The following is a 23,488-nucleotide window of genomic DNA, read 5'->3' on the forward strand; positions in this document are numbered from 1 at the left end:
ATGAATTCCCAAACCGACCTCGTCCCCGCCACCGGCAGCACGCCGGCATCCACGGCCGCTGCGGATTCCGCTTCGCAGCTCGTCGCGCAGCACGCGCAGTTCGTCGACTGGATGCGATCGGTCGCGCCCTACATCCACGCGTTCCAGGGGAAGACTTTCGTCGTCGGTTTCGGCGGCGAGGTCGTGCACCAGAACCTGCTCAACGCGCTCGTCGCCGACATCGCGCTTTTGCAGGCCATGGGCATCCAGATCGTACTCGTGCACGGTTCGCGCCCGCAGGTCGAGGAGCAGATGAGCCTGCACGGCGTCGAATCCGAGTTCTCGCATGGCATGCGCATCACCAATGCCCGCGCGCTCGAATCCGCGAAGGAAGCCGCCGGCGAAGTGCGTCTCGATATCGAGGCCGCGATCAGCCAGGGTCTGCCGAACACGCCGATGGCGCATGCGCACATCAGCGTCGTGTCGGGCAACTTCGTGACAGCGCGGCCGGTCGGCATTCTCGACGGCGTGGACTTCCAGCATACGGGCGTCGTGCGCAAGATCGACGCCGATTCGATCCGCCACTCGCTCGCGAGCCGCAAGCTCGTGCTGCTCTCGCCGCTCGGTTTTTCGCCCACGGGCGAGGCGTTCAATCTGTCGATGGAGGACGTCGCCTCGGCGGCGGCCATCGCGCTGCGCGCCGACAAGATCGTTTTCCTCACGGAAACGCAAGGCCTGATCGACGAGGAAGGCGAGCTGATCCGCGAAATGTCACTCGACGACGCCTACAAGCTGCAAGAAGGCGGCACGGTGCTCGGCGACGAAGGCTTCTATCTGAAGCACTCCATTCGCGCCTGCCGCGGCGGCGTGGGCCGTGCGCACATCATTCCCTACGCGCTCGACGGCGGCTTGCTGCTCGAACTGTTCCTGCACGACGGCGTGGGCACCATGATCTCTTACGAGAATCTGGAAAGCCTGCGCGAAGCTACGCCTGACGACGTCGGCGGCATTCTCACGCTGATCGAGCCGCTCGAAACTGACGGCACGCTCGTGCGGCGCGGGCGTCACCAGATCGAGCGCGACATCGACCACTTCTCGGTGATCGAGCACGATGGCGTGCTGTTCGGCTGCGCGGCGCTTTACGCGTATTCGCAGGAGCGTATCGGCGAAATGGCGTGCCTCACGGTCTCGCCCGAAGCACAGGGCTCCGGCGACGGCGAACGCCTCTTGCGCCGCATCGAGCAGCGCGCGCGGGCGCGCGGCCTCACGCGCATTTTCGTGCTCACCACGCGCACCGAACACTGGTTCCTGAAGCGCGGCTTCGTCAAGGTTACAGTGGACGACCTGCCCGAAGACCGCCGCCGCCTCTATAACTGGCAGCGCAAATCGCTCGTGCTGATGAAACAGCTCTGAGCGCGCTGCCACCCACACATACGACTACAGGAGAAGCACAGCATGGCCCGTATGATCCAATGCGCGAAGCTCGGCAAGGAAGCCGAAGGCCTCGACTTTCCTCCGCTGCCGGGCGAGCTCGGCAAGCGCATCTACGAAAACGTCTCGAAAGAGGCATGGCAGCAGTGGCTCAAGCAGCAGACCATGCTGATCAACGAAAACCGGCTGAACATGGCCGATCCGCGCGCGCGCCAGTACCTGATGAAGCAGACCGAGAAGTTCTTCTTCGGCGAAGGCGCCGACCAGGCTTCGGGCTACGTGCCGCCGACCGAAGGCTAAGGCCTTCCGTTGCGCGCCGGGATTTGTCCCCGAGCCGCACAAACGCAGCATAATGCTCCGCAAAAACCGCGCCCCCGGCGCGGTTTTTTTATGCGCTTCATGCGCTTTCCAGGCCGCGGAACGGTTCCATCAAAACGGCGCAATCCCCCGCCACATGGGCCTTCCAGCCCGCGCCCCGAATCCCCGCAGATGCCGAGGTTTGCGCGATCTTCCGTTATCGTGCTACCATGTGGCCTCGTTCAACAGGCATTAGCCATCAATTGCATTTGGCACGGCGCCCCAAAACGCCATTATCCCGAATGCGCATATGACAAAAGGAACGCTCCGCCACGCGGGCTTCTTTTTCGTTTCAGCGGCGCTTTGACCAGGCAACCCCAGGCACCTCGTGCCGGTCCAGCGTCCTCATGCGTCCTGCCCCCCTTCCACGGCCACGCAGGCGCAACGTTAAACACAATTCGTCCGAGTGTCGTTTCGCGACACTTCAGCATTGCTTTCGTGCGCCGCTCGCCTTGTGCGATGCACCATCGGCCCGCCCTCGTCTCTGACGTCACGCGGCGAGCCGTGCGCGAAATGTCGCCGCTATCGCGAAACGGTACTCTCCGGCAACCGTGGCGAGCCCTCGTGGGTTCGTCGCAGTCATTGGAGATGCAGACCTTGACCGCTTCCACTTCCGGCTCGTCGGCCCAGACCGACCTTACCCTCGACGACATCACGATCGTCGATAAAAGCCTCCTCAAACGCGCCGTCGGCGCCATGGCGCTCGGCAACGCCATGGAATGGTTCGACTTCGGCGTGTACAGCTACATCGCCGTCACGCTCGGCCAGGTGTTCTTCCCGTCGAGCAGCCCTTCGGCGCAGCTCATCGCCACGTTCGGCACGTTCGCGGCCGCGTTCGTCGTGCGCCCGATCGGCGGCATGGTGTTCGGGCCGCTCGGCGACCGCATCGGCCGCCAGCGCGTGCTCGCGATGACGATGATCATGATGGCCTGCGGCACCTTCGCCATCGGCCTGATTCCCTCGTACAAGTCGATCGGCATTGCCGCGCCCGCGCTACTGCTCGTGGCGCGCCTGGTGCAGGGCTTCTCGACCGGCGGCGAATACGGCGGCGCGGCGACCTTCATCGCCGAATTCGCCACCGACAAGCGCCGCGGCTTCATGGGCAGCTTCCTCGAGTTCGGCACGCTGATCGGCTATGTGTTCGGCGCGGGCACGGTTGCCGTGCTGACCGCCGCGCTCTCGCACCAGCAGCTGCTCGACTGGGGCTGGCGCGTGCCGTTCATGATCGCGGGTCCGCTCGGCCTCGTGGGTCTCTATATCCGCACGAAGCTCGAAGAAACGCCCGCGTTCAAGCGCGAAGCGGAACTGCGCGAAGCCGAAGAGCACACGCGCCCGAAGCTCACGCTGCATTCGCTCCTCACGCAGCATCTGCGCCCCTTCCTGCTCTGCGTGGGTCTCGTGCTGATCTTCAACGTGACCGACTACATGGCGCTGTCGTACCTGCCGAGCTACCTCTCGGCAACGCTGCACTTCAACGAGACGCACGGCCTCTTCCTCGTGCTGATCGTGATGGTGCTGATGATGCCGATGACGCTCGCGTTCGGCCGCCTGTCCGACGCCGTGGGCCGCAAGCCCGTGATGCTCGCGGGCTGCGTGGGCCTGATCCTGCTGTCGATCCCGTCGCTCACGCTGATCCAGACGGGCGCGCTCGTGCCGGTGTTTTTCGGTCTCCTGATTCTCGGCGCGCTGCTCTCGTGCTTCACGGGCGTGATGCCCTCGGCGCTGCCGGCGCTGTTCCCGACCGCGATCCGCTATGGCGCGCTCGCCATCGGCTTCAACGTGTCGGTGTCGCTGTTCGGCGGTACCACGCCGCTCGTGGCGGCATGGCTCGTCGAACACACGCAGAACCTCATGATGCCCGCGTACTACCTGATGGGCGCGGCGGTGATCGGCATCATTTCGGTGCTGGCGCTGCATGAAACGGCGCGCCGCCCGCTGCCGGGCTCGGCGCCGAGCGTGAGCACCAGGGCGGAAGCGCACGCGGTACTGCGCGGGGTGCGTCTCGCGCGCGAACTCGACGAGGAATACGCCGTCGCCAACGCCGTGCGCGCCTGATACGGCACCGCTGAAACGCAAAAAGGCCAGCTTCGTGCTGGCCTTTTTTCTTGCGCGCTCGCTTAGTGCTATTCGACGAGATTGACGTGCTCGACCTCCAGTGCGCCCTTGCTGCCGATCGTCAGCATCGCCGCCGAGATCGGCAACTTGAAGCGGCGCGGCCCCGCGCTGCCAGGGTTCACGTACAGCACGCCCGCGCGCGTTTCGAGCGCGGGCTGGTGCGAATGCCCGCTCACGACCACAGCAATGCCATCGGCTGCAGGATCGCCCTGCAGATCGGGCAGTTCGTGGACCACCGCAAGCCGAACCCCACCCAACGCGACGATGGTCTGCACCGGCAACGCCTCGGCCCACGCGCCATGATCGTTGTTGCCGCGCACGGCGGTGAGCGGCGCGATGGCCGCGAGCGTGTCGAGCACGCGTTGATCGCAGATGTCGCCCGCATGCACGATGGCGTCCGCGCCCTCGACGAAGGCGAGCAGTTCCGGACGCAGCAGATTGTGCGTGTCGGAAACCAGGGCAATACGTAGCGGAAGCGGCGGATGTTTCGCGGACATGCCGTTGCTTTTTGGTTGAACACTGCCGATTATCGCCGCGCTCATGCCTCGCCGTCGCCCTCCCCTGGCGCCGCGCCCACATAGACCGCGAGCCACACGCTCGGCACGGTCGGATCGGTCCATGACACACGATGACGGCAGTGCGCCGGGATGTGCACGTAGTCGCCGGGCAGCAGGCGTCGCGGCGGCGCTGCCGGGTCCTCGAATTCCAGCGTCGCCGCGCCGGCGAGAAGCGCCACCCACTCCTCGCGCGCGTCGTCGTACCAGAAACCCGGCGGGCTCGCCTGGCCCGTGGAGACGATGCGCTCGATCAGCACCTCGCCGCGCGAAACGAGCGTGTCGGTGCGCTCATCATTGGCGTCGTGATGAATGCCTGCGAAGAGATTGCCGAATGCGGCCGTGTTCGATTCGTTCATGCAAAAGCGCTCATTGAAGTGGTTTCAGACCGTCGAGCAAGGTCGGCACCAGCTCGCTCACGGTCGGGTGGATGTGCATCGCGTATTGCAACGTCGTATAGGGCGCGTCGGCCGTCATCGTGTCGATGAACGTGTGGATCGCCTCGTCGCCCTCGATGCCAAAGATCGCCGCGCCGAGAATCCGCTGCGTCTGCGGGTCCACCAGGGCCTTCATGAAGCCGTCCGTCTCGCCGCGTTCGCGCGCGCGACCCACGCGCGACATCGGCATCGTGGCGATGAGCGCGGGTTTGCCAAGCGCGCGCACTTCGCGCTCGCTCATGCCGACGCGCGCGAGCGGCGGGTCGACGTACACCGCGTAGGCGGGAATACGTGTGTCGGCGCTGCGCACTTTGCCGTCCAGCAGATTCGCCGCGACGATCTGATAGTCGTCGTATGACGTGTGCGTGAACGCGCCGCGGCCATTCACGTCGCCGAGCGCCCAGATGCCCTGCGCGCGCGTGCGCAACTGGCCGTCCACTGCGATGAGCCCGTGGGCGTCGCGCTCGATGCCCGCGGCGTCCAGCCCCAGATCGTCCGTGTTCGGCAGGCGGCCGGTCGCGAAGAGCAGATGCGAAACGTCGAGCGGACCGCTGTCGAGCACGATACGCACGCCCGCCTGGCCATCCAGCGGCGCGACGCTGCGCGGCTCTGCGCCGAAGCGAAATTCCACGCCTTCGCGTGCGAGCACGTCCTGGACCGCGCGCGAATGATCCTCGTCCTCGCGCGCGAGCACGCGCTGCCCGCGCACGAGCACCGTCACGCGGCTGCCGAAGCGGCGGAACATCTGCGCGAATTCGAGCGCCACGTAGCTGCCGCCGCAGATCGCCAGATGCTCGGGCAGTTCATCCAGCGCAAGCAGCGTCGAATTGGTTTCGTAGCGGATCGTTTCGACGCCGGGAATGGCGGGAATCAGCGCGCGCGTGCCCGTGTTGATGAAGATCTCGGGCGCTTCGAGATCGACCTGCGCGCCGTCGTGCGCGGCCACGCGCACCGTATGCGCGCCCGTGAAGCGCGCGTGACCCTTGAGCACGGTGACGTTCGGCGCATGGCGCAACCACTGCTCGACGCCATCGCGCGACGCCGCGATGATGCGCTCCTTGCGAGCCTTCACGAACGCAAGATCGACGCGAACGTCACCCGGCTGCGCGCCCTTGCCGATTTGCACGCCGAAGTCCGCCGCATGGCGCGCAACGTGGGCAGCACGCGCGCAGGCGACATACGCCTTGGTCGGCGTGCAACCCACGTTCACGCAGGTCCCGCCGAATGACGCGCGCTCGATCACCGCAGTCTTGCGGCCGCTCTTGCCAAGCCGCACCGCGAGAGGCGGGCCGCTCTGCCCCGTGCCGATCACGATCGCATCGAAACGTTGTGCCATGCCGCTCTCCTTTGCCGTTGACGCGAATTGAGCCGCGAGTCGCGAAAGGCGGCCGATCGCGCCATCTTACGCGCGACGAATGGCCACCGCGCGCAGCGTGGTTCAGCGTATCGGGTCCGTATCGGCGTGTATTGCGATGGAGAGCGCAGGCGCAAAAAAAGAGCCGCCTCACACGTTGAGGCGGCTCACAGGGTGACGTCACAACAGCAAACGGGCGAAGCCGTTGCGCGTCAGGGGGATCGGCGAACGCCGGGTGCGCTTGCGTCAGGCGTTCGATCTGTAGCTGGAGATCCAGTCGTTAAAGAGTTTGGGGAACCATCTGCTTGCAATCAGCACACGATCAGTGCACGCAATCGGTGGGCGCACATTCTCCGTGGCCCGCGCTCCAGAGTTCGCGCGAGCGCAGGAAGGCGGCGCGCGCGCCGCGCGTCGCCATCATCAGCCCGACTTGTCCCATGTTGAAGTCGTGCGACACCATCAGCTGCATCAGGTCCACCATCGGGAGGACCAATGCCGGCTGATACAACTGTCGTTCGATAAAGGATTTCATGACCGCTCCCGCTGCATGCCCCGCGTTCTACTGACGCAAGGTCATTCAATGGTTGTCATTTTAGGAATGCAGCGTGCGCCGATAAATGGGCCGTCCGCGAAGTCACTTGTCGAAAATCGCAAACAATCGAAGCAAGTGCGGAGGCGGAGGGCCGGCGGCGCGCCCGCCGTGCCGGCCGGTCATTGCGCGCTACCGCGCCAAACGGTGCTTTGCGCGAATCCCGGCCGTGCGGACGCGCTTCAGTCGAGGGGCGTGGCAACGAATTCCGGCAGCGTCTCGGCATGCGCGGAAAGCGCGGCGATCGCCGGATATCGGGCGGGATCAGCGCAGCCGGGCAGCATGTACTGGTTGAAACGCCACGCGACGGCCGCGGTGATGTCCGCTTGCGTGATGCGGCCCGCGCACAGCCAGCCGTCGCGGCCCGCCACGAGCTGGTCGAGCACGGCCCAGGCCGCGTGCATCTGGGCGTTCACGCGCTCGAACCACGGCTCGTGCTGGCGCTCGGCCGGGCGCAACTGGCGCTCATAGACCTGCTGCACCGTCTTTTCCATGGCCGCGAGCGCGAAACCGTTCACGCGCAGCGCGAAGGTCCGCTCCTGCGTCTCCTCCGGCATGAGCCGCTGCGCGGCGGGCACTTTGCGATCCAGATAGTCGAGGATCAGCGTCGAGTCGATCAACTGGGTGCCGTCGTCGTCGATGAAGGTCGGCGCCTTCACGACGGGATTGATCTGAGCAAATTCGTCGTACTGCCGAAATACCGAAATGCTGCGGTGCTCGAACTCAAGCCCCAGCACATGGAGCGAAATCGCGACGCGGCGCACATAGGGGGAGTCCATCATGCCGATCAACTGCATGGGTTCACCTCGCACAGAAAAAAGGGATCGGACGTCGATCTTGCAGGAAGCCCTGGCGCATTTCAAGACGAGTTGAGCACAACCGGATCGGCGCCCTGCCAAGACGGCTCGTTGTGCAAAAACACACCGTGTCGATGTGCCACGTCCGGCTCGCCGCACAACGGGGCTACATTTGTTAGCAGACGTCGGATCTGACGCGTCGCGGCATTGTTGCGACGCAGCGCCCCATCCTGCGTACGGGCGCTTTTTTACCGTGCCGCGCTGCTCAAGGCGCAGCGGCGCGTGGGGTGCAAGCGAAGGATGTCGAAGCATTACGCAGACTGCATGAAAGCGGGTTTTTGCGCGCCACATGTGCTGCAGTGCATCGCCGGGAAACTCCTGGATTCGGACGCCGAACGGCTGAGATAGTCTCAATGCACAAGGAGACGAAATCATGAGACAGGCATTCAATGTTGGTGTTGTCATCGTCCTCGCCCTCCTCCTCGCGAATCGTGCCATGACACGTGTGCAGGCTCACGAGGCTGGCTCGCTTACCTGTGCCCAGGGCTCCGCACTCGTCAAGGCCGAAGCACTCGTGCGCGGATTCGGCGAACGCGGCGCGAGCGCCCAGAGCGAAAACTTCCTCTCTTCCTGTCTGGTTTCGGGCCAGGGTCAAGTCGGCGACCTGATCGCCCACGACTGAGCGCCCTGCGCGCCGCGACCGCCAGACGCGTTTCGCGGCGCGGGCCACGTTGGCCGCGGCCGTCCCGATTACCTACCCGAAGTGAACGCCTCGCTGCGCGACGCCCCCGGCCTTCGCCTCGGGTGCGGTCGTCGACCTGGGCGCTGGCACCGGTAAATTCACACGCCGTCTGCTGAGTCGACGCGGTCCACTGATCGATTCGGAGGCCGCGCTGCGCGTGCGGCCGTTCGTGAAGGCGCCCTACGGCACGGCAGCGTTCCACTGCATCAAACACGCCTGGCGCGCCGAAGCGCACCGCTGCCGGTTGCCAATTCCCCGGGTTGGCGGCGAGAATGCTCGCGGACCACGGAGAATCTATGAAAGGTTGCATCCTGTTGTTTGGAGTCAGCATGCTGGCGGCGTGCACATCGGTGACGGCCGTCAATTCGAGACAGGATGGGCATCTCACCGTCACGAGCCGCGCGCGCTGGGATCTGGTCTCGTGGAACCACGTGCGCGCAGCCGGGCTCAGCGAAGCCGAAGACTACTGCGAAAAACAGAAGAAGCAGTTGCACACGGTCGAGATCCACAGCGAAGGCCTGCGCGGCGTGACGTCCCAGACAGTAGAAGTAATCTTCGACTGCATCTGATGGGGGCCGCACAGTCTTCTCGCTCATCCGCGTCAACCGGGCGTTGCAGCCCGTTAGCGCCCTGTTGCAGACCAAATTGCTCGCGTTAGCGCAATAGTTTGTTGTCGTTCACCCCGATACCCAAACCGCATGACCGCGCTAGACTGACGATACATTTTGTTACGTTTAGGGCCGAGTCATGTTGACCGCATTCTTCATCGCCTGCCCCTTTGGCATCGCGGCCTTGTTCGGATTCGCAAGGCTGATCAATCCTCTGACCGGAAAGATCGGTAATCGTTGAGTGCGCAAGCGCCTTATTGCGGCGCAGCGCCCGACCGATCCTCGCGCCGCCATTTTGCGCGGCTGCTCCGGGTTTTTCCCGCCCTCTGCCGCTGTCCCCTTCGCCGTAGCCAGATCCCTTCGTGTGCCCGCACGGATTAAGCCATGCCAATAAAAAACCCGCGAAGCGTCAAGTCATCGCGGGTTTCCGGTATCCAGCGGAATTCGCTGGAACAACCACTGGAACAACATCTGGTGCGGGGACCGGACTCGAATAAATCCCGGAAACTCTTGTCCTGACTGGATTCATTGTCGGGCAACGACCGCCATACCAACAAAAATACCAACAAAGAATCTCGATGGCGCGCGGGCCGCGATGAACCGCATTCGCCGTGCTAAATTTCGTGAAGCGTGTGTGGCGCGGATGCGTCAATTTACCTTCTACGGGGGCGATATGCGCAGGTTAGCGGGGGTTTGCCTTACTTTCCTGTCACTCTGCGGCAGCGCCACCGCGCAAACGCCGACGGCACCAGCCGGCAATGCGAATCAGACAACGCGCGTTGCAACTCCCGACTACCTCGATCATTTTCGCCGCGCGACTGTCTCTGTTGGCCAGGTGGTAAACGATGGTGGCCATGAGAGATTCATGACCGTCGGGTCTGCTGTCATCGTCGCGGCCGACAGCGAGCACGGTGTCTTGATCACAGCAAAGCATGTCGTGTTTGATCCGAAAAGCGGCTACGTGCCAAGTCAGATGTACATCCGCATCCCGCATGGCGACTCTGCCGGCGCGTCGGATTTCGGAGCGAGAGTGCCGCTGGTTTCGAATGGCAGGAACCTTTGGCAATCACTGCCGGACGGGAGCGACATAGCGCTTGTTCCCCTGCCGGATCTGTCGCAATACCAACCCGTGCACGCAGTGCTGCTCTCAGACTTCGCTACCCAGGATGATCTCTATCAAGGGGGTAACGTCATCGTGCTCGGCTATCCCGCCATTGCTGGCGAAGAGTATTTGACTACTCCACTCGCACGTGCCGGGATCGTGTCGTGGACGGACCCAATCGACCCGTTGGGAAAGCGATTCCTGATCGACGCAAACGTATACAACGGCAATAGCGGCGGTCCTGTTTTTCACCTCGCACAGGGATTCAACCGCCAAGGCGGGCTGGTGGTCAGCAGCGGGGCTTCGCTCCTTGGCATCGTCGTCCAGGACTCAGGTGAACGGGCCAAGATCCGGGCGCAAGATCACGACATAACGGTCACCGACCCAAAGACCGGCGAGGTTTCGCCGGTCTACGCAGAAGTTCTGAATATCGGCAGCATTGGCGTCGTCGAGCCGGCAGGCAAGATAAAGAAACTCGTCGAGCAGTATTTTTCACAGCAGTGACCGCAATTTTCTGGCACGTGCGGCAGCGTCCACAAGTCGCAGAAAATCGCGTGTTCGGCTTGACCTCCGCAGAATGCGGCCCTATTCTGTAATCGTCGCTGAGACAACAGCGACCGGGTTTAGCAGCCCGCGAAACACAGGCGGACAGACCGCCGCCGCCAGGCGGTATTTTTTCGTCCGTAGTATCATTGCGCGCCCAGTTTTACGGGTGGGCCATGGTGGGGAGGCGCTCGCGCCTGCCGGTACCTGTGTTCCGGTCTGCTAACCCTGCCATGTGCCTGCCCACCCGTTTAGCAGCGGCGGCGGGCTCTTGTAAAACACAGGAGTCCAAACCATGAGTCGCAACGCATCCGCTCGTTCCGAGCACACTCAGCTTCCCCTCGAAATCATCCGCAAAGCCCTGCACGAAGCCGCAACGGCGCCGACCGTCTATGACGCGCTCGACGTGACCGGCGAAGCGCTGCGCCAGCTGGCGGACCTCGCACGCGCCGAGGTGCATCATGGCTGACGTAACCTTCCCCGATGTCGCCACGATTCTCGACTGGGATCCGCATGCAATCGAGTCGAAGAACCGGCTATCCGTCACGCTGCGTCGGGCGTCTTCTGCCGTCGAGACGATCGCGAGGCTCATCAACAACAGCATTCTCGAAGAGGGCAACGACGAGCCGGTCGCGCTCAGCCGCAAGTCGCAAAGCGGACTGCTTGACGCGCTTGAGCTGGTCGCAGTCGCCATGTATTACGAAGTGGAGCGCGCCGACGATGCGCAGCGTTATCGCGCTTCCCCCGACGAGTGACCGAGAAAGGAGCAACGATGCGGAAGGCGCAGCATGGATGACCTCGATGACGTAGTAAGGCGCCTCCGCCATCGCGCATCGCGCAGCCGCGGCCGGGAGGAATCGCTCGACTGGCAGGCCGCCGACGCTCTCGAGCGCCTTCAGCACGAAGGCGGAGAGCCACATAGCCCCGCCACACTGCCAACTGCTAAGGCGGTGCCGGTCAAGCGGGCTGCGACGCGCGCCGCGACGCCCGAGCCGGCACCTGATGAGCCTTCTGAAGGAGGGGATCCGCCGGGTACCCCTGCAGTGCCCGAGAGTCCGCCTCGCAGGCCAGATATGAACCAGCGCGCCCTCAACCTGCAGGAAGCTGCGGACCTGCTTTGCCTTTCCCGCCGCACCGTCTACGAGCACCGCGACAAGCTCGGCTTCTTTCAGGTGGGGTCGGCCTGGCGGGTATGGCCGGACAAACTGCGCGAAGCGACCTCGCCGAGCAAGAACCTCCAACCGACGCCCACCGAAGAGGAGATCAAGCCATGCCCATCTACAGGCGAAATGGCTCCGACGTCTGGTACATCGATGTCCGCACGCCAGGCGGCAAGAGAATTAGACAAACTACTGGCACAACCGACAAGCCGGAAGCGCAGGAACTCCACGACAAGCTGAAACACGAGCTCTGGCGCTTCGCGAAATTCGGCGAAAAGCCGTCGCACGCGTTCGACGAGGCGGCGTTGCGGTTCCTGCAGGAGAGTGCAGGGGAACCGGGCTACGTGAACAAGGCGTTACACATCCGGCACTTCCGCCAGCACTTCGCCGGCCGGAAGCTCGAGACGCTCACGCGCGATGAGATTTTCACGGCGTTGCCCACGGTCAACCAGCGCACGCGCGAGCCTCGGCCCGTTTCGAAGACGACACGAAACCTTTATCTCTCGACGATCCGCGTCATGCTCAACACGGCCCTCAAGGATTGGGAGTGGATCGAGCGCGTGCCTAGCCTGCCAGCAATTCCGGGAAACGTGAAACGCATCCGCTGGATCACGCGCGAGGAAGCGCAACGGTTGCTCGACGCAATCGCATCGGACTGGATGCGCGATGTGGCGATGCTGGGCTTCGCGACGGGGCTGCGGCAGGCGAATCTGCTGGGTCTGGAATGGTCGCAGGTCGATCTCGTGAAGCGCAGGGCATGGATTCATCCGGACCAGGCCAAGGCACGGCGGCCAATCGGCGTGCCGCTGAACAGCGAAGCCGTCGAAGTGATCCGCCGCCAGCTCGGGAAGCACAACACGTTTGTGTTTGTGCGCAAGGGCGAACCGATCGCGAAGTGGGACATCGGGCAGTGGAACCGCGCAGTGGAGCGCGCCGGCATCGAGCACTTTCGCTTCCACGATGTCCGGCACACGTGGGCGTCGTGGCACGTGCAGGGCGGCACGCCGTTGCCGCGGCTGATGGAGCTGGGCGGCTGGTCGAAATACGAGAACGTTTTACGGTACGCGCACCTGGCGCCCGACCACCTCGCGCCGCACGCTGAGGCGGTCACGATATGGGCGCAGGACGGCTTGGCAAGCGCCGGGCAGGGTCCCGCAGGGCGCGGTAATGTGGAAGCCGTTGGCGAGATCGTTGCGCGTTCGCCGGAGCCGCTATTGCGCTCGGCGTAGGCTCGCTAGAATTCCCGCTACCGGGCCTGCTAAGGTTGTCTCAACACTGGGAGGTGAACATGTGGACGCACTTCGATCTCGCGATGGTCGGCATCATCCTGTTCAGCATCTTCATCAAACTCTGATCAGCGCCCGACGTCTGTCAGCCCCTGCCCGTACAACGCACGCAGCGAACCGAGTGCAGCGTTGCTCGCAGCCGGCTTGCCCACGGCGTATGCCTGTCTCAGCAGGTCGCGCCCCTGCTGCGTGAGCAGTGCTTTCGACGCGATGTACGGCGTAATGACGGACGCAACTGCGGCGACCGGGTGCGCCAACGCGATCGCCGCCGTGCCGATCAGGTGACCGGCGGCCGACGTGCCCGAGGGGTTCGCGCCGGTGCGGTCACCCGCACGTGCCATCGTGTCCGTCACGTCCCCGATGTCGCGGATCTCCTTCGCCGTGAAGCCCATCTCCTCGAGCTTCGGCTGCACGCGGCCGATCTCGCGCCGGAACTTCGCGAACGAGATGCCCGATGCGCCAGGCGCGGTGTTCGCCGCCTGCTCGAGGCCGTTGCGCAGCACGTACGACTTGGCGTCCTGAAGGACCTGAGGCGCGTGCTCGCGCAAGATCGCTGTCACCTGCGCCGCCTGGCTGGGCTGCATCGTCAGGTAACGACGCGCGATGAGCTCGGGCGCTTTCGTCGAGTAGGTCTCGCCCGTGAACGCGGCGTCCGTCACATCCTTGCCGAGCAGCTTACCCAGCGCCGACTGCTCTATGAACTCGATTGATTTCGAGGCCTTCGCGTAGTTCTGGTTAGCGTCGCGCAGCGCCTTGGCGATCGGCGTGCTGTCGGTGCTTGCGGCATCGAAGTCCTTGTTGATCGCGCCGAACAGGCGCCGCGCAAGCAGCTGATTCGCGTTCGGATCGATGTCGCTGAAGACGTTCCCATTGCGCTGCGCCGCTTTCCCCCACGCCGAGCGCGTTTTCATCGCACTAGAAACGGTGCCGGTCATCGCCGTGGGCGTCGGCGGCGTCGGCATGCGCGCGGGCTGTCCCGATGGGAGCACGATCCGTGATGCGGCATTGCCCGGGGCCGTTTCGGTGAGCGCGTCCAGCATGCCTTGCGCTTGCTTCGCAATCTTCTTTGCGTCGCCGGCCGGCACGTCCTTGTTCTCGGCGATGATCTTTTTCAGTTCGCCCACGGTGTTCGAGTAGCGGATCACGGGCTTGTTGCCCGCCAGCTCGCGCACCCGACCATAGTCCGTCGCAGCTTGCGTTTCGCGTTGCGTCGCAATCTTGCCGACAGTGTCGTTGTAGGCGGTCCGCAACCGGTTGCCAATTGCCTCCGGATCCGCGACGCTTTGCGTGCTCAACTGGTCCGCCAGCTCGTTCACGCGGTGCGCGCCGGCAGTGACCTGACGCGCCTCGTCCACGTTTGCGGTGCCCTTTGACGGGAAGAGCTCGCGCAGTCGGTTCTCGAGGAATCTCAGCGACGCGCTTCCGGTTTCCTGCCCGAGCGTGAGCGGGATACCCGACGACTGCGACGCGCGCGCCGCTTCGCTGACTGGAGGAGGTGCGATCTGGCTTGGGCGTGTCGACGCCAGGCCGCCAGCACCGCCGCCGAGCAAAGTGCCCACAAAGCGCCCCGGTGCGCCGCCGAGATCCTGCCCGGCCTGACCGCCGAGCGCGCCGCCGACCTGCGGAAGCACGCGACCGAGCACGCCCTCACCCGCTCCTGGCAGCGCGGCCGCGGGCAACGCCTGAAGCGCGGCGGCACCATAGCGCTGCGCGGTCGTACGCGGCTCCGCCGACGGGCCGATAACACCGGTTTTCTTCAACGTGTCCTGCAGCGCGCCCTCGTCGACAGGCATGCGGCTGGCAGTTGTCGGCAGAACGCTCGACGGTTTGCCCTTGTTGCCGGTCACAAAATCGAGCGCGCGATTGAATGCGCGCGCGGGCATATCGACGAGCTCCTGCGCCTTCTCCGCGATCGGGCCGACGGTTTGCGCGACACCCTTGCCCAGATTCCCAGCGACGAAGCCGGCCATGCTCTGCGGCGACTGAGCCTGCGCGGCCGGCTTCGATGGGGCCGCGTCCTGACCCAGCCATTCCTTCGGCACGTTCCTGCCATTGGCCTGCAGCTTTGTCGCGAGCTGCGCTCTGGTCGTGCCGTCTGGCACGTTCTTGACGACAGTGCCGTCTGGAAGTCGAACGTCCATTACTTAAGGTCTCCCCAATCGACGACGCCCCCGGCACTGCTGCCAGCACCGGAGTTGCTTGCACCGCCAGCCGAGCGCTTCACTTCTGCACGCGACGCCTTGACCGTCGTCCCGGCTTCGCGCTTAAGCTGCGCGATACCGGCTCGTGCCTGCTCAGACGTCGTCCAGCCGTCCACGACCTTGCGCGCTTCTTCCATCGAATTGACGGTGAGTGTCCCGCGACCGAGGATCTGCGCAGCTTCTGACACCACGCCGTTTTTGGCAGTGTCGTAAGTCGCCACGCGCGGGTCCCGCGCGGCGCGCAAAGCTGCCATCTGCGCTTCATTCGCGATCGGCACCCGTGTCCGGTCGAGCGCGTCGATGGATTCCTGATACTGGTCACCGATGCCGCCCTGCTGCACGAGCGCATTTGCGGCGGCATCCACCTTCGCGGCCTGCTGGGCGTTCACGATGGCGCCGCGGGCGTTCGCCTTGTATTCGATCGGCGAGGACGCAAAATCGCCGCCTTGCCCTTTCTGGTATGCGGCGCCACGACTGATCACCTGCGCTCGCACATCCCGGTCGGCCTTGTTGCGCCCGAGTCCCGAAACGATGCCCGTATTCCCTTGCGCGTATGCCCGCGCCATCGCGTCGATGGCATCACCGCTGTATCCGCCGACCGCTGTTGCTGGCGGCAAGTTACCCGCGGAATCGGGTCCAATATCAGATGCGGGCGCCGCTCCGCCACCGTTGCTTGCCGAGAATTTTTCACGCTGCAGCGACAGCATCGCGCCACGGATCGCCATCGAGTCCGCATGTGCCTGCTCGCGATCGGCGCGATTCAGCGCGTTATCGTCCGCACGCTGGCGCAACGCATCGTAGCGATACTGGAGATCCGAGAGCTTCATCTCGCGGTTGAACTGCTGCTCGAGCTGAGCCGTCTGTGCCTTCGCCTGAGCATCGAGCACCGGGGTCAACTGCTGTAGCCCGGCCATGAGATCCGCGCCAGACAGGCCTTGATCCTTGAGCACCTTGATGGCGTTTTCCAGCGTGAGCGGTCCGCTGGGCGCCTGCGTGGAGTCCCCCGACGCAGATGGCGGTGCGGAAATCTGCGGCGCCACGCCTTCGGCGGGCGAGCCTCCGGACGGAAGTGGCCGGAATGGCGCAATGCCCTGCTGCCCGCGCGCAATGCGCATCGACGCGGGCAGCGGTGGCATCCCGATCTGCGCCGGCATCGGGCCGGAAGGCAATGGCGCCGCGGCACCAGTGGCCGAAACAGGCTGTTGCGCACGCATCGAGGGTGGGGAAGCGATCATGCCCGGAGGCACAGACTGCGCTTGTGGCCGCGACGGCTGACCGGGATTCGGTGTCTGCGGTGGGGGCGGCATCTGCGCGGCCTGCCCTTGGCCTGCGAGCAGCGCGGGCAGCGCATTGCCTGCCGCCTCGAGCGCGGCCTGCTGGCGCTGGCGGCTCTGCTGTTCCTGCTGCCACTGCGCGAGCTGCATCGCCTGCGCCTGACGCTGGTAGGCCTGCTGCTGTGCCTGCGCCTGGTACTGCAGGAAGTAAGGGAGTCCCGAGAGTCCGGCCATAGCTCACCTCAATGTCAATCCGTACGAGTTCCCAGGCCGCCACCCTCATGACTTGGTCGCGATGATCTGGTCGACGTACTTGCAGTTCGCCGTCAGGGTATGGCTGTGGGCACCGCCGCCGCCGTTGTTCTGGATGTTGGCGTTGCCGGTCTGGATCGACAGGCCCGTCACCGCGCCGGCGGTCGAGTTGACCGTATTAATTGCGGTTCCACCACCACCGAAGTTGCCCGAGCCAGCCGCATTGGTGTAGAACGCCGAGCCGGAACCGGGCCCGTGCGAGTGGGGCGATTCATTGGTGCCGTGGCCGTGGCCAGAGTCCGTGTGGCTGTGCGTAGGCATTTCGGCGATAAGCAGCGTGTGCCCGTCGCCCGTGATTGGGCCTTCAAACAGCGTGCTCGCATTCACCGAGCCACCGGTCGCGCTGTAGTTCGACGGCGTATTGCAGCGCAGGAATGCATCCTGAAAAGCCGTGCCGGTCTGCGCGACCCATCCTGCGGGCGCACTGGCCTGCTGGAACGCCATGCTCGTGCCGGACGGCGCCGCCAGCGTGCCGAGTGGCACGGCATTGGCATTCACCTGATTCACGATGAAATTCAGGTCGGCCATGACCTGCGATGCATCGGCGGTCGTGCCGTTCTGCAGGTTGTCGGGAAGGTTGCCGATAATCGACATGGATCGCTCGTTCGTTCGTGTAGTGCGTGTTCAGTGCGTATTGGCCGACCTGCGCGCGTGAATCGTGCCGGTGACGGACATCGTGCTTGTGCCGAAACTGGCGTTGACCACGCAGTAGGCGGTCGTATTGGCTGACATGTTCAGCGGCACGACCGGCGTGGCCATCGAATCGCCAAAGCCGGTCGTGAACGACCCTCCAATGACAGACTTCGCGCCGTTCGCGCCGAACGTCGCCGACGTCGTCGAGATGCTTACGCCCAGGCTCGAGATCGTCGTTGTGGCGCCCGGCGCAAAGTCGGCAGAGCAGTCCACGTCCCAGTCGCCGGGCGTGAGGTTGATGCTGGTGGCGTTGGTGGACGTGCCGGTTGTCAGCGAAGTGCCCGACGTCTGGCCCGTAAGAAGCTGACCGATGTTGCCGGCCGTCGCCACGTTGCCGCTTGTGTTGCCCGCAATGCCATCTGTGAACGTGACGATACCGGTCGAGTTCGCAACACCGATCGGACAATCTGAGAACGATCCGCTCACGTACCGGTTCAGGCAGAACTGACTCGTCGATGTGTTGTTCGCCAGCCCCCATACGTTCGTCGTATTGTCCTCAAACACGAGGGAAGAACTCGAAGATCCCGTGTCACCGATCTGGATGCTCGGCTGCGAATACCGGGCGGCGATAGGGCCCGAGGTTTGCAGCGAACTCCCCGCGATGCCACCGGAGCCGTTCACAAAGAAGCCGCCCGGCCCATGCAGGAAATTCGTGAGCGACAGGCTCGAGAAGTCGATGCCGGTAGCAGCGGTAGCGGAACCCGAAGAGCAGATGAGGCAGCCGGTCGAGGTGACGGGGAACGCGCCGTTCATCGGGCCGAACAGGATGCCGTCCTGCCAGCCCGGCGAGCCAGCCTGATTCGACAGCCCGATTGCGGTGTCGTAAACGGAGCCCTGCACCTGGTCGGACGGCCCCTGCGTCACGGTAAGCCCCGCCTTGTACCATGCTGACGAGCCGGTATGCATGGAGATGTTGGCCTCCATGCTCGTGACCTCGAGAAGATTGGTGGCGCCGGCGTAGGCAACGGCGACCGGGTTTAGCGCGTAGATCGCGCCGACCGAGGCAGGCGAACCGGTGGTGGCGGTGCCCCCATCGCCCGAAGCCGCCTGCGCGTAGAACTCGCCGGCCACGTAGTAGTGGTTGGAATTCCCCGCGGCGGACGGCTGCGCCAGCGTCGACTGTACGTAGAACGTTTGCCGGCCGCCCGTCTGTCCGCCGTAGTTGTGCAGGATCGCGAGCCCGTTCAGGAATGCAGTGGGATCCGTGAGCTGCGCGTCGTCGAACGGTGACGCGGCGCCAAGCTGGAAATAGTTGGCACAGTAATTCGTGGTGGGGATCGTGCCCGTGCAGTTCCCCGCGAGGCCTGTCCCGTTGAGCACGACATTCTGCGCAAACGACGTCGCAGAGACGGTCGTGCCGTTGAGCGTGCCAGTCACAGTCGGGCTTGCGATCGTCGGCGAAGTCGCGAGCACCGGGCCGCCGGTGCCGGTCGCGGCGTTGGACAATCCCGTGGCAACGCCCGTGCCGAGCCCCGTCACGCCCGTCGAGACTGGCAGGCCCGTGCCGTTCGTGAGTGTAACCACCGACGGCGTACCGAGGTTAGGAGTACTCAGCGTGGGCGACGAGGAAAGCACCACCGATCCGGAACCCGTTGACGTTGTCGTGCCCGTTCCGCCGTTCGAGGTGGTCAGCGGGTTCTGCAACGTCATGGTGTGGAACGTCGGCGACGGATAGCTCTGCGCGAGCGCGAACATCGGCGCCAGCAGCAATGCGGCAATGGACAATTTTTTCGTGGTGTGCACTTCCAGCTCCCATCACGGTCATGCACCTGATTCTGCTTTCGTTTCCCTCGGTTTTTACGTGTGCGAACGTGGCGTATGTGTGCGACGCGCGCACTTCACGCGCACACGCGGGCGCGGGATCAGTGGATCGGGATTGGCGGAAAGTCGTTGAAAAATGCAGGTTCGGGCCTGGGTGTTTTTTCGCTGCGCGGTTCGGAGATCCGGTCTGCGAATTTTTGGCCCCCGTCCGTCGGGGCCCCGTGTGGTCCCAGAGTTTGGCCTGCGCGTCGCGGGGCGCGAGCGGTCGAGCAGGGAGCGCCGGTGGCGGCGCTCGCGACGCGGGGCAGCGCGCCCCCGGCAGACATTACACCCGTGCCAGCGCGAGCTGCAGCTGTGCGGGGCCCCCTACTGCTCGGCGAGTGCACGTGCCACGGTGGCGACGCCTACCCCGAAGTGCTCGGCTGTGGCGCGCACGGTAGCCCCTTGCTCGGCCTTCCACGCCCGCACCTCGGCGTAGTCCACTGCCTGCTTACGCCCCTTGTACCGCCCCTCCGCTTTCGCGACCTCTATGCCGCGCGCCTGCATCTCGCGGCGGTTACGGTAGTCCGCCTCGCCCTGGGCCGCCATGAAGGCGAGGATGGCGTCACGCACGGCTTTCTTCGTTGGGTCTGTCTCGGCGCCGTCGAACTCCATGCCGTTGAGCGTGCACACGACCCGAACGCCCTTCGACATGAGGCGCTGCATGGTCGAGTGCAGCTCGTCGTAACGACGGCTGATGCGATCGAGCCAGCGCACGACCAGCACACCGCCCTTGCGCAGGTCGCGCTCGACGTGCTGCCACTGCTGGCGGTCGGCCGGCGCGACGTGGTACCCGCTCACGCCCTCGTCGATGAACACGTCATCCCGATCGATGCCCTGGGCTGCAGCGTCCGCGTACTGGCTTGCCGCCGTCTGACCGTCCAGCGTCGAAACCCGACCGTAGTAGATCCGCCGCATGATTTGACCCGTTCCGTTGAAGTGATGTTCCGAATTATAGGCGTTCCGAAACTACAGTCAACCCTAATGGAACACATTTAGACGGGTTTCGCACGCTTCGCACGGGTGTACCCCATCGGAACGTACTGAAATAAGATGAAGCGTGGCGAAGAGAATAAGCAGTACTAGGCAAGAGGCAGAAATCAACCACCGGCACGTGCCTCGGCGACCGATTGCCGGGCCATTGCGTCAGCACGCTCGAACTCTCTGAGCGCCAGCCGCGCGCTGGAGTCAGCGATGTGCAAAACGTCCGCTTTCATGGGGGTTTCCCGGCGCCCGGATGGGCACAACGCCGAGAAGTTTAGAAATGTTTCACTGTCGCGGGCCCGGCCTGCCCACGGTGACGCAGGCACGCGGTGCGTATTTTTAGACCACCCATCACACCCGATCGGGCCATCTTTTCACCAGGCCGCAAACTGCGATCCGATGAGCGTGTGCCCGTGCATGCACGCTACATGCACACGCGCGTGAGAGCACCGTTTTGCATCGCTCCGGTTTCACTGCAAACTTTTGCGCGTTCCGGCCTTTGCGACGATTGCGACGAAAGGAGGCCCATTTTCATAAACTTTTCTCGTCTATATAGGCGAAGAAAGTTTGTCAAAATGGGGGTTGTTCCGTCGCAATCGTCGCAACTCATCCGACCGACGCGCCCGGAACCCGCAAAAATCTACGCGCTCACCTACAGCAAGTCGCAGCTTTCGAGATCCGCCTCTGCGACTACGCGAATTCCTGCAAGTCCGCGCCCGCGAATTCCGTAGTCGTCTTTAATGCGCAAAAAACCGCGCGTTTGAAGTCGGCGCGACAACGCGCTCGAATTCGAGATAAATCGCAATTCCCCGCGACGCTCCGCGAAATGGCGCCACGACATCCACAGGTCACCGTTGGTTGCGGCATACGTGGCTCCCTGCTCGCAGCACTCCGATAGCCAGTCGCCTAGGAGGTCCATATCCTCGCGATAGCTCTCACGAGCGGCGGCTACCTGCTTCGTCGGCCTGAGCCCGTGCTGTCGATAGACCAGTGCGCCGCGCACGCACCACGCGAGCACGCCGGGCAGCTCGGCGGCGATGCGCTCGGCCCGACCGGGATCTTTCGCGATGTCCGGATCCGTGTCGAAGTTCCGTGTGAACGGCACAAGCATCAGGCGTCGCCAGATCGCGTAGTCGTCGCCCTTCACGATCGGCCGATGGTTGGTCGGCATGAACGCAACCCAGGTCGGCACGATCTCAACCGTCGACTTCGCATACATGCCGCGCGCCGGGATTGGATCGCCGCCAGTCATGGATTTGACTAGCCCTTCGCGCAGCTCGCTCCCCTCGTCCGGTTCGCCAACGTAGACGAACCGCGCGCCGCGCAGGCGCAGCAGATCCTCGCGTGCCTGGCCACCCGCCCCGTTGCCCCCATTTGTTGAGAGGAACGTTTCGGCGCTCGCCGACTTCGCGTGCGCACCCAGCGCGCTGCGGATCGCGCCAAGCACCGTCGATTTCCCGTTCGAGCCGGCGCCGAAGGGGATCACGAGCAGATCCTCGCGCGGCGAAGCCATCAGTGAATACCCGACGAGGCGCTGGAAGAATTCGATCTGGCCGGCTTCGTCAAAGAACACCTCACGCACCGTCTGCTCAAACAGCGGTGCAGTAGCGCCCGGGTCGTACGCGATCGGTGTGACAACGGTGACCCGGTGCGCCTTGTCGGGCGGCAGCAGCTTGCCGGTTTGCAGATCGACCACCCCGTTAGCGCAACCGAGCAGATGCGAATGCCTGTCGAGCTCGGCGACGGGCACAACGACACGCGGATCGGATGCGGCGAGCCGGATCATGTTCGACATCATCGCGGCCTTCTGGCAGGCGGCGCAAAACCGGAAGAACTCAATGCGTTCCTCGGCGCTTTCGATCTCGGCGGCCTCATCGGGCAGCGCGCGGATTGTCTCCTTCGCGAGCGCCTCGAGCTCGACGTCGACAGCCACACGCCAGTAGACCCCGGTCCAGATGTACCAGGCACGCAGCTCGGGAACGAACATCAGCCCCGCGCCGTACCGGTCGAGCATGCGCTCCACGTTGCCGAACTCGGTGCGGGCCCGGTAAGCCCGCGGCGGTGTGACACCCGAGGATTGCGTCGGTGGTGAGACTGCGGTCGCGCGACTTTCATTCTCCGGGCCGCCGACCGCGGCCGCCTCAGCCCGCGCGAGCACTTCGAAATCGTCGGCAACCGGCGGCTCCCAGCCGTAGTGCCGTGCAGCTGCCTCGAGCGTTTTTATCGTGATTCCACCTTCACGATCCGTGACACTGTCATAACGCTTGTCCACGTCGGCCGGGTCGTACTTGGCCGAGCGAGCCGCCAACTGGTGTGCGAGCGTGCGTCCCTCTTCTGAGCCGTTGCACGAACGATGAATGGCAATGACGAGTGACAGATAGTCGCGTCCGCCCGGGCCGCTTTCGAACGGCAGTTCGTATGCGTCGGAATTTGGGATCCATTCGATGAACTCAGCGACGCGGCCCAGTTTGACCGGCACGTTGGGCAGCGCAGGCACGGAGCGCTCTACCGCCGGCACGATTGGCACTGGCTCACTGACGGGCCAGGCCATGCCAAGGACGTACTCACGCGGCATGTCTTCGAGCTCGAACGCGTCGAGCGGTACCGACTTGCCGCCAAGCGGCAGGAGAAACATGTGCCCGAAGGTGCTGCACACATCCTGCTTCGGGAAGATCTCGACCTGGCCAGCGGCGACGCCTCCGGTTCCGTCCGCATAGCCGGCGGATGACAGGATCTCGCGCATGCGTGTTCGAACGCTGCGCGCATCCTGCGGCGAATCCCATAGTACCAGCAGGTGAATGCCGCTACCGCCCGAAGAGCGGAACGGGATGGGGCACAAACCGAGCTTCTCGGCTTCCCTGACAACCTCGAGCGCTGCGGCCTGCATCTCGGCCCATGGCACCTCACCTTTGTGGGAGTCGAGATCGAAAAGTGCAAGCTGCACCGTGGGCGATCCGGGCGTACTGAAGTAAGCCCCGCGACGCGTGCCGCCGCTCACATGTTGGCGCAGCAGCTCGTCGGTGAGCGGAGCCTTTTTGCACTGGTTCCCACTGGTGTTACGCACGCCGTGGACGTCGCGCCGCACGCGAATCAGGATCGGCGCGAGCGCATCGACGTACGGCTGTAGCTCATTGGAATAAATCGGAGTACTATGTTCCATGGTTTGCCGT

At 64.3% G+C, this 23,488-nt stretch carries 20 protein-coding genes; 9 read left to right on the forward strand and 11 right to left on the reverse strand.

Translation table 11 applies throughout. From position 1 onward, the window contains the following. From argA to proP, 3 genes are all read left to right on the forward strand, one after another. Positions 1-1,392, forward strand: coding sequence for an amino-acid N-acetyltransferase (argA, locus tag M3I56_RS05470; RefSeq protein WP_254352883.1), 1,392 nt, complete (start codon positions 1-3; stop codon positions 1,390-1,392). 42 nt (positions 1,393-1,434) lie between these two features. Continuing rightward, a complete protein-coding gene (locus M3I56_RS05475; protein WP_028204208.1) occupies positions 1,435-1,710 on the forward strand; it encodes an oxidative damage protection protein in 276 nt (91 codons plus the stop codon). Positions 1,711-2,364: 654 nt separating this feature from the next. Continuing rightward, positions 2,365-3,822 carry a glycine betaine/L-proline transporter ProP gene (gene proP, locus M3I56_RS05480; protein WP_375541681.1) on the forward strand — a complete coding sequence of 486 codons (1,458 nt, stop codon included), beginning with the start codon at positions 2,365-2,367 and terminating at the stop codon, positions 3,820-3,822. 68 nt (positions 3,823-3,890) lie between these two features. Here the strand turns inward: proP and M3I56_RS05485 are convergent, their stop codons facing one another. The 5 genes from M3I56_RS05485 to M3I56_RS05505 all read right to left on the reverse strand — a co-directional run bounded on the left by M3I56_RS05485 (position 3,891) and on the right by M3I56_RS05505 (position 7,613). After that, positions 3,891-4,379, reverse strand: coding sequence for a metallophosphoesterase family protein (locus tag M3I56_RS05485; RefSeq protein WP_254352885.1), 489 nt, complete (start codon positions 4,377-4,379; stop codon positions 3,891-3,893). A gap of 41 nt (positions 4,380-4,420) precedes the next feature. After that, the gene (locus M3I56_RS05490) at positions 4,421-4,795 is read right to left on the reverse strand and encodes a cupin domain-containing protein (RefSeq protein WP_254352886.1); all 375 of its coding nucleotides are present in this window, start codon (positions 4,793-4,795) and stop codon (positions 4,421-4,423) included. A 10-nt stretch (positions 4,796-4,805) separates the two neighbouring features. Then, complete coding sequence (locus M3I56_RS05495) at positions 4,806-6,209, reverse strand: FAD-containing oxidoreductase (protein WP_254352887.1); 1,404 nt, start codon at positions 6,207-6,209, stop codon at positions 4,806-4,808. 340 nt (positions 6,210-6,549) lie between these two features. Next, positions 6,550-6,759 (reverse strand): hypothetical protein, encoded by a 210-nt coding sequence (locus M3I56_RS05500; protein WP_254352888.1) that lies wholly within the window; start codon positions 6,757-6,759, stop codon positions 6,550-6,552. Between the two features lie 239 nt (positions 6,760-6,998). Further along, complete coding sequence (locus M3I56_RS05505) at positions 6,999-7,613, reverse strand: glutathione S-transferase family protein (protein ID WP_254352889.1); 615 nt, start codon at positions 7,611-7,613, stop codon at positions 6,999-7,001. A gap of 433 nt (positions 7,614-8,046) precedes the next feature. Here M3I56_RS05505 and M3I56_RS05510 point away from each other — a divergent pair, with 433 nt between their 5' ends. The 6 genes from M3I56_RS05510 to M3I56_RS05535 all read left to right on the forward strand — a co-directional run bounded on the left by M3I56_RS05510 (position 8,047) and on the right by M3I56_RS05535 (position 12,997). Next, the gene (locus M3I56_RS05510) at positions 8,047-8,295 is read left to right on the forward strand and encodes a hypothetical protein (protein ID WP_042264780.1); all 249 of its coding nucleotides are present in this window, start codon (positions 8,047-8,049) and stop codon (positions 8,293-8,295) included. 356 nt (positions 8,296-8,651) lie between these two features. Beyond that, positions 8,652-8,924, forward strand: a complete 273-nt coding sequence (locus tag M3I56_RS05515; protein WP_028204216.1) for a hypothetical protein — start codon at positions 8,652-8,654, stop codon at positions 8,922-8,924. Positions 8,925-9,558: 634 nt separating this feature from the next. Then, a complete protein-coding gene (locus M3I56_RS05520) occupies positions 9,559-10,569 on the forward strand; it encodes a serine protease (protein WP_254352890.1) in 1,011 nt (336 codons plus the stop codon). 334 nt (positions 10,570-10,903) lie between these two features. Continuing rightward, the gene (locus M3I56_RS05525; protein ID WP_254352891.1) at positions 10,904-11,077 is read left to right on the forward strand and encodes a hypothetical protein; all 174 of its coding nucleotides are present in this window, start codon (positions 10,904-10,906) and stop codon (positions 11,075-11,077) included. Further along, positions 11,070-11,363 carry a hypothetical protein gene (locus M3I56_RS05530; RefSeq protein WP_254352892.1) on the forward strand — a complete coding sequence of 98 codons (294 nt, stop codon included), beginning with the start codon at positions 11,070-11,072 and terminating at the stop codon, positions 11,361-11,363. Before M3I56_RS05525 ends, M3I56_RS05530 begins: the two co-directional genes overlap by 8 nt. 362 nt (positions 11,364-11,725) lie before the next feature. After that, positions 11,726-12,997, forward strand: a complete 1,272-nt coding sequence (locus tag M3I56_RS05535) for a site-specific integrase (protein ID WP_254352893.1) — start codon at positions 11,726-11,728, stop codon at positions 12,995-12,997. Positions 12,998-13,122: 125 nt separating this feature from the next. On the opposite strand, the gene M3I56_RS05540 is transcribed toward M3I56_RS05535, so the two are convergent. From M3I56_RS05540 to M3I56_RS05565, 6 genes are all read right to left on the reverse strand, one after another. Continuing rightward, a complete protein-coding gene (locus M3I56_RS05540; RefSeq protein WP_254352894.1) occupies positions 13,123-15,195 on the reverse strand; it encodes a hypothetical protein in 2,073 nt (690 codons plus the stop codon). Beyond that, the gene (locus M3I56_RS05545; protein WP_254352895.1) at positions 15,195-16,679 is read right to left on the reverse strand and encodes a hypothetical protein; all 1,485 of its coding nucleotides are present in this window, start codon (positions 16,677-16,679) and stop codon (positions 15,195-15,197) included. Before M3I56_RS05545 ends, M3I56_RS05540 begins: the two co-directional genes overlap by 1 nt. 129 nt (positions 16,680-16,808) lie before the next feature. Beyond that, positions 16,809-17,435 carry a hypothetical protein gene (locus tag M3I56_RS05550; protein WP_254352896.1) on the reverse strand — a complete coding sequence of 209 codons (627 nt, stop codon included), beginning with the start codon at positions 17,433-17,435 and terminating at the stop codon, positions 16,809-16,811. Positions 17,436-17,465: 30 nt separating this feature from the next. Next, the gene (locus tag M3I56_RS05555; protein WP_254352897.1) at positions 17,466-19,277 is read right to left on the reverse strand and encodes a hypothetical protein; all 1,812 of its coding nucleotides are present in this window, start codon (positions 19,275-19,277) and stop codon (positions 17,466-17,468) included. Positions 19,278-19,661: 384 nt separating this feature from the next. After that, a complete protein-coding gene (locus M3I56_RS05560; RefSeq protein ID WP_254352898.1) occupies positions 19,662-20,252 on the reverse strand; it encodes a recombinase family protein in 591 nt (196 codons plus the stop codon). Between the two features lie 718 nt (positions 20,253-20,970). Beyond that, positions 20,971-23,478 carry a phage/plasmid primase, P4 family gene (locus tag M3I56_RS05565; RefSeq protein WP_254352899.1) on the reverse strand — a complete coding sequence of 836 codons (2,508 nt, stop codon included), beginning with the start codon at positions 23,476-23,478 and terminating at the stop codon, positions 20,971-20,973. Positions 23,479-23,488: the final 10 nt, after the last annotated feature.

The organism is Paraburkholderia sp. CNPSo 3281 (assembly GCF_024206515.1).
In the GTDB taxonomy this organism is placed as follows: Bacteria; Pseudomonadota; Gammaproteobacteria; order Burkholderiales; family Burkholderiaceae; genus Paraburkholderia; species Paraburkholderia nodosa.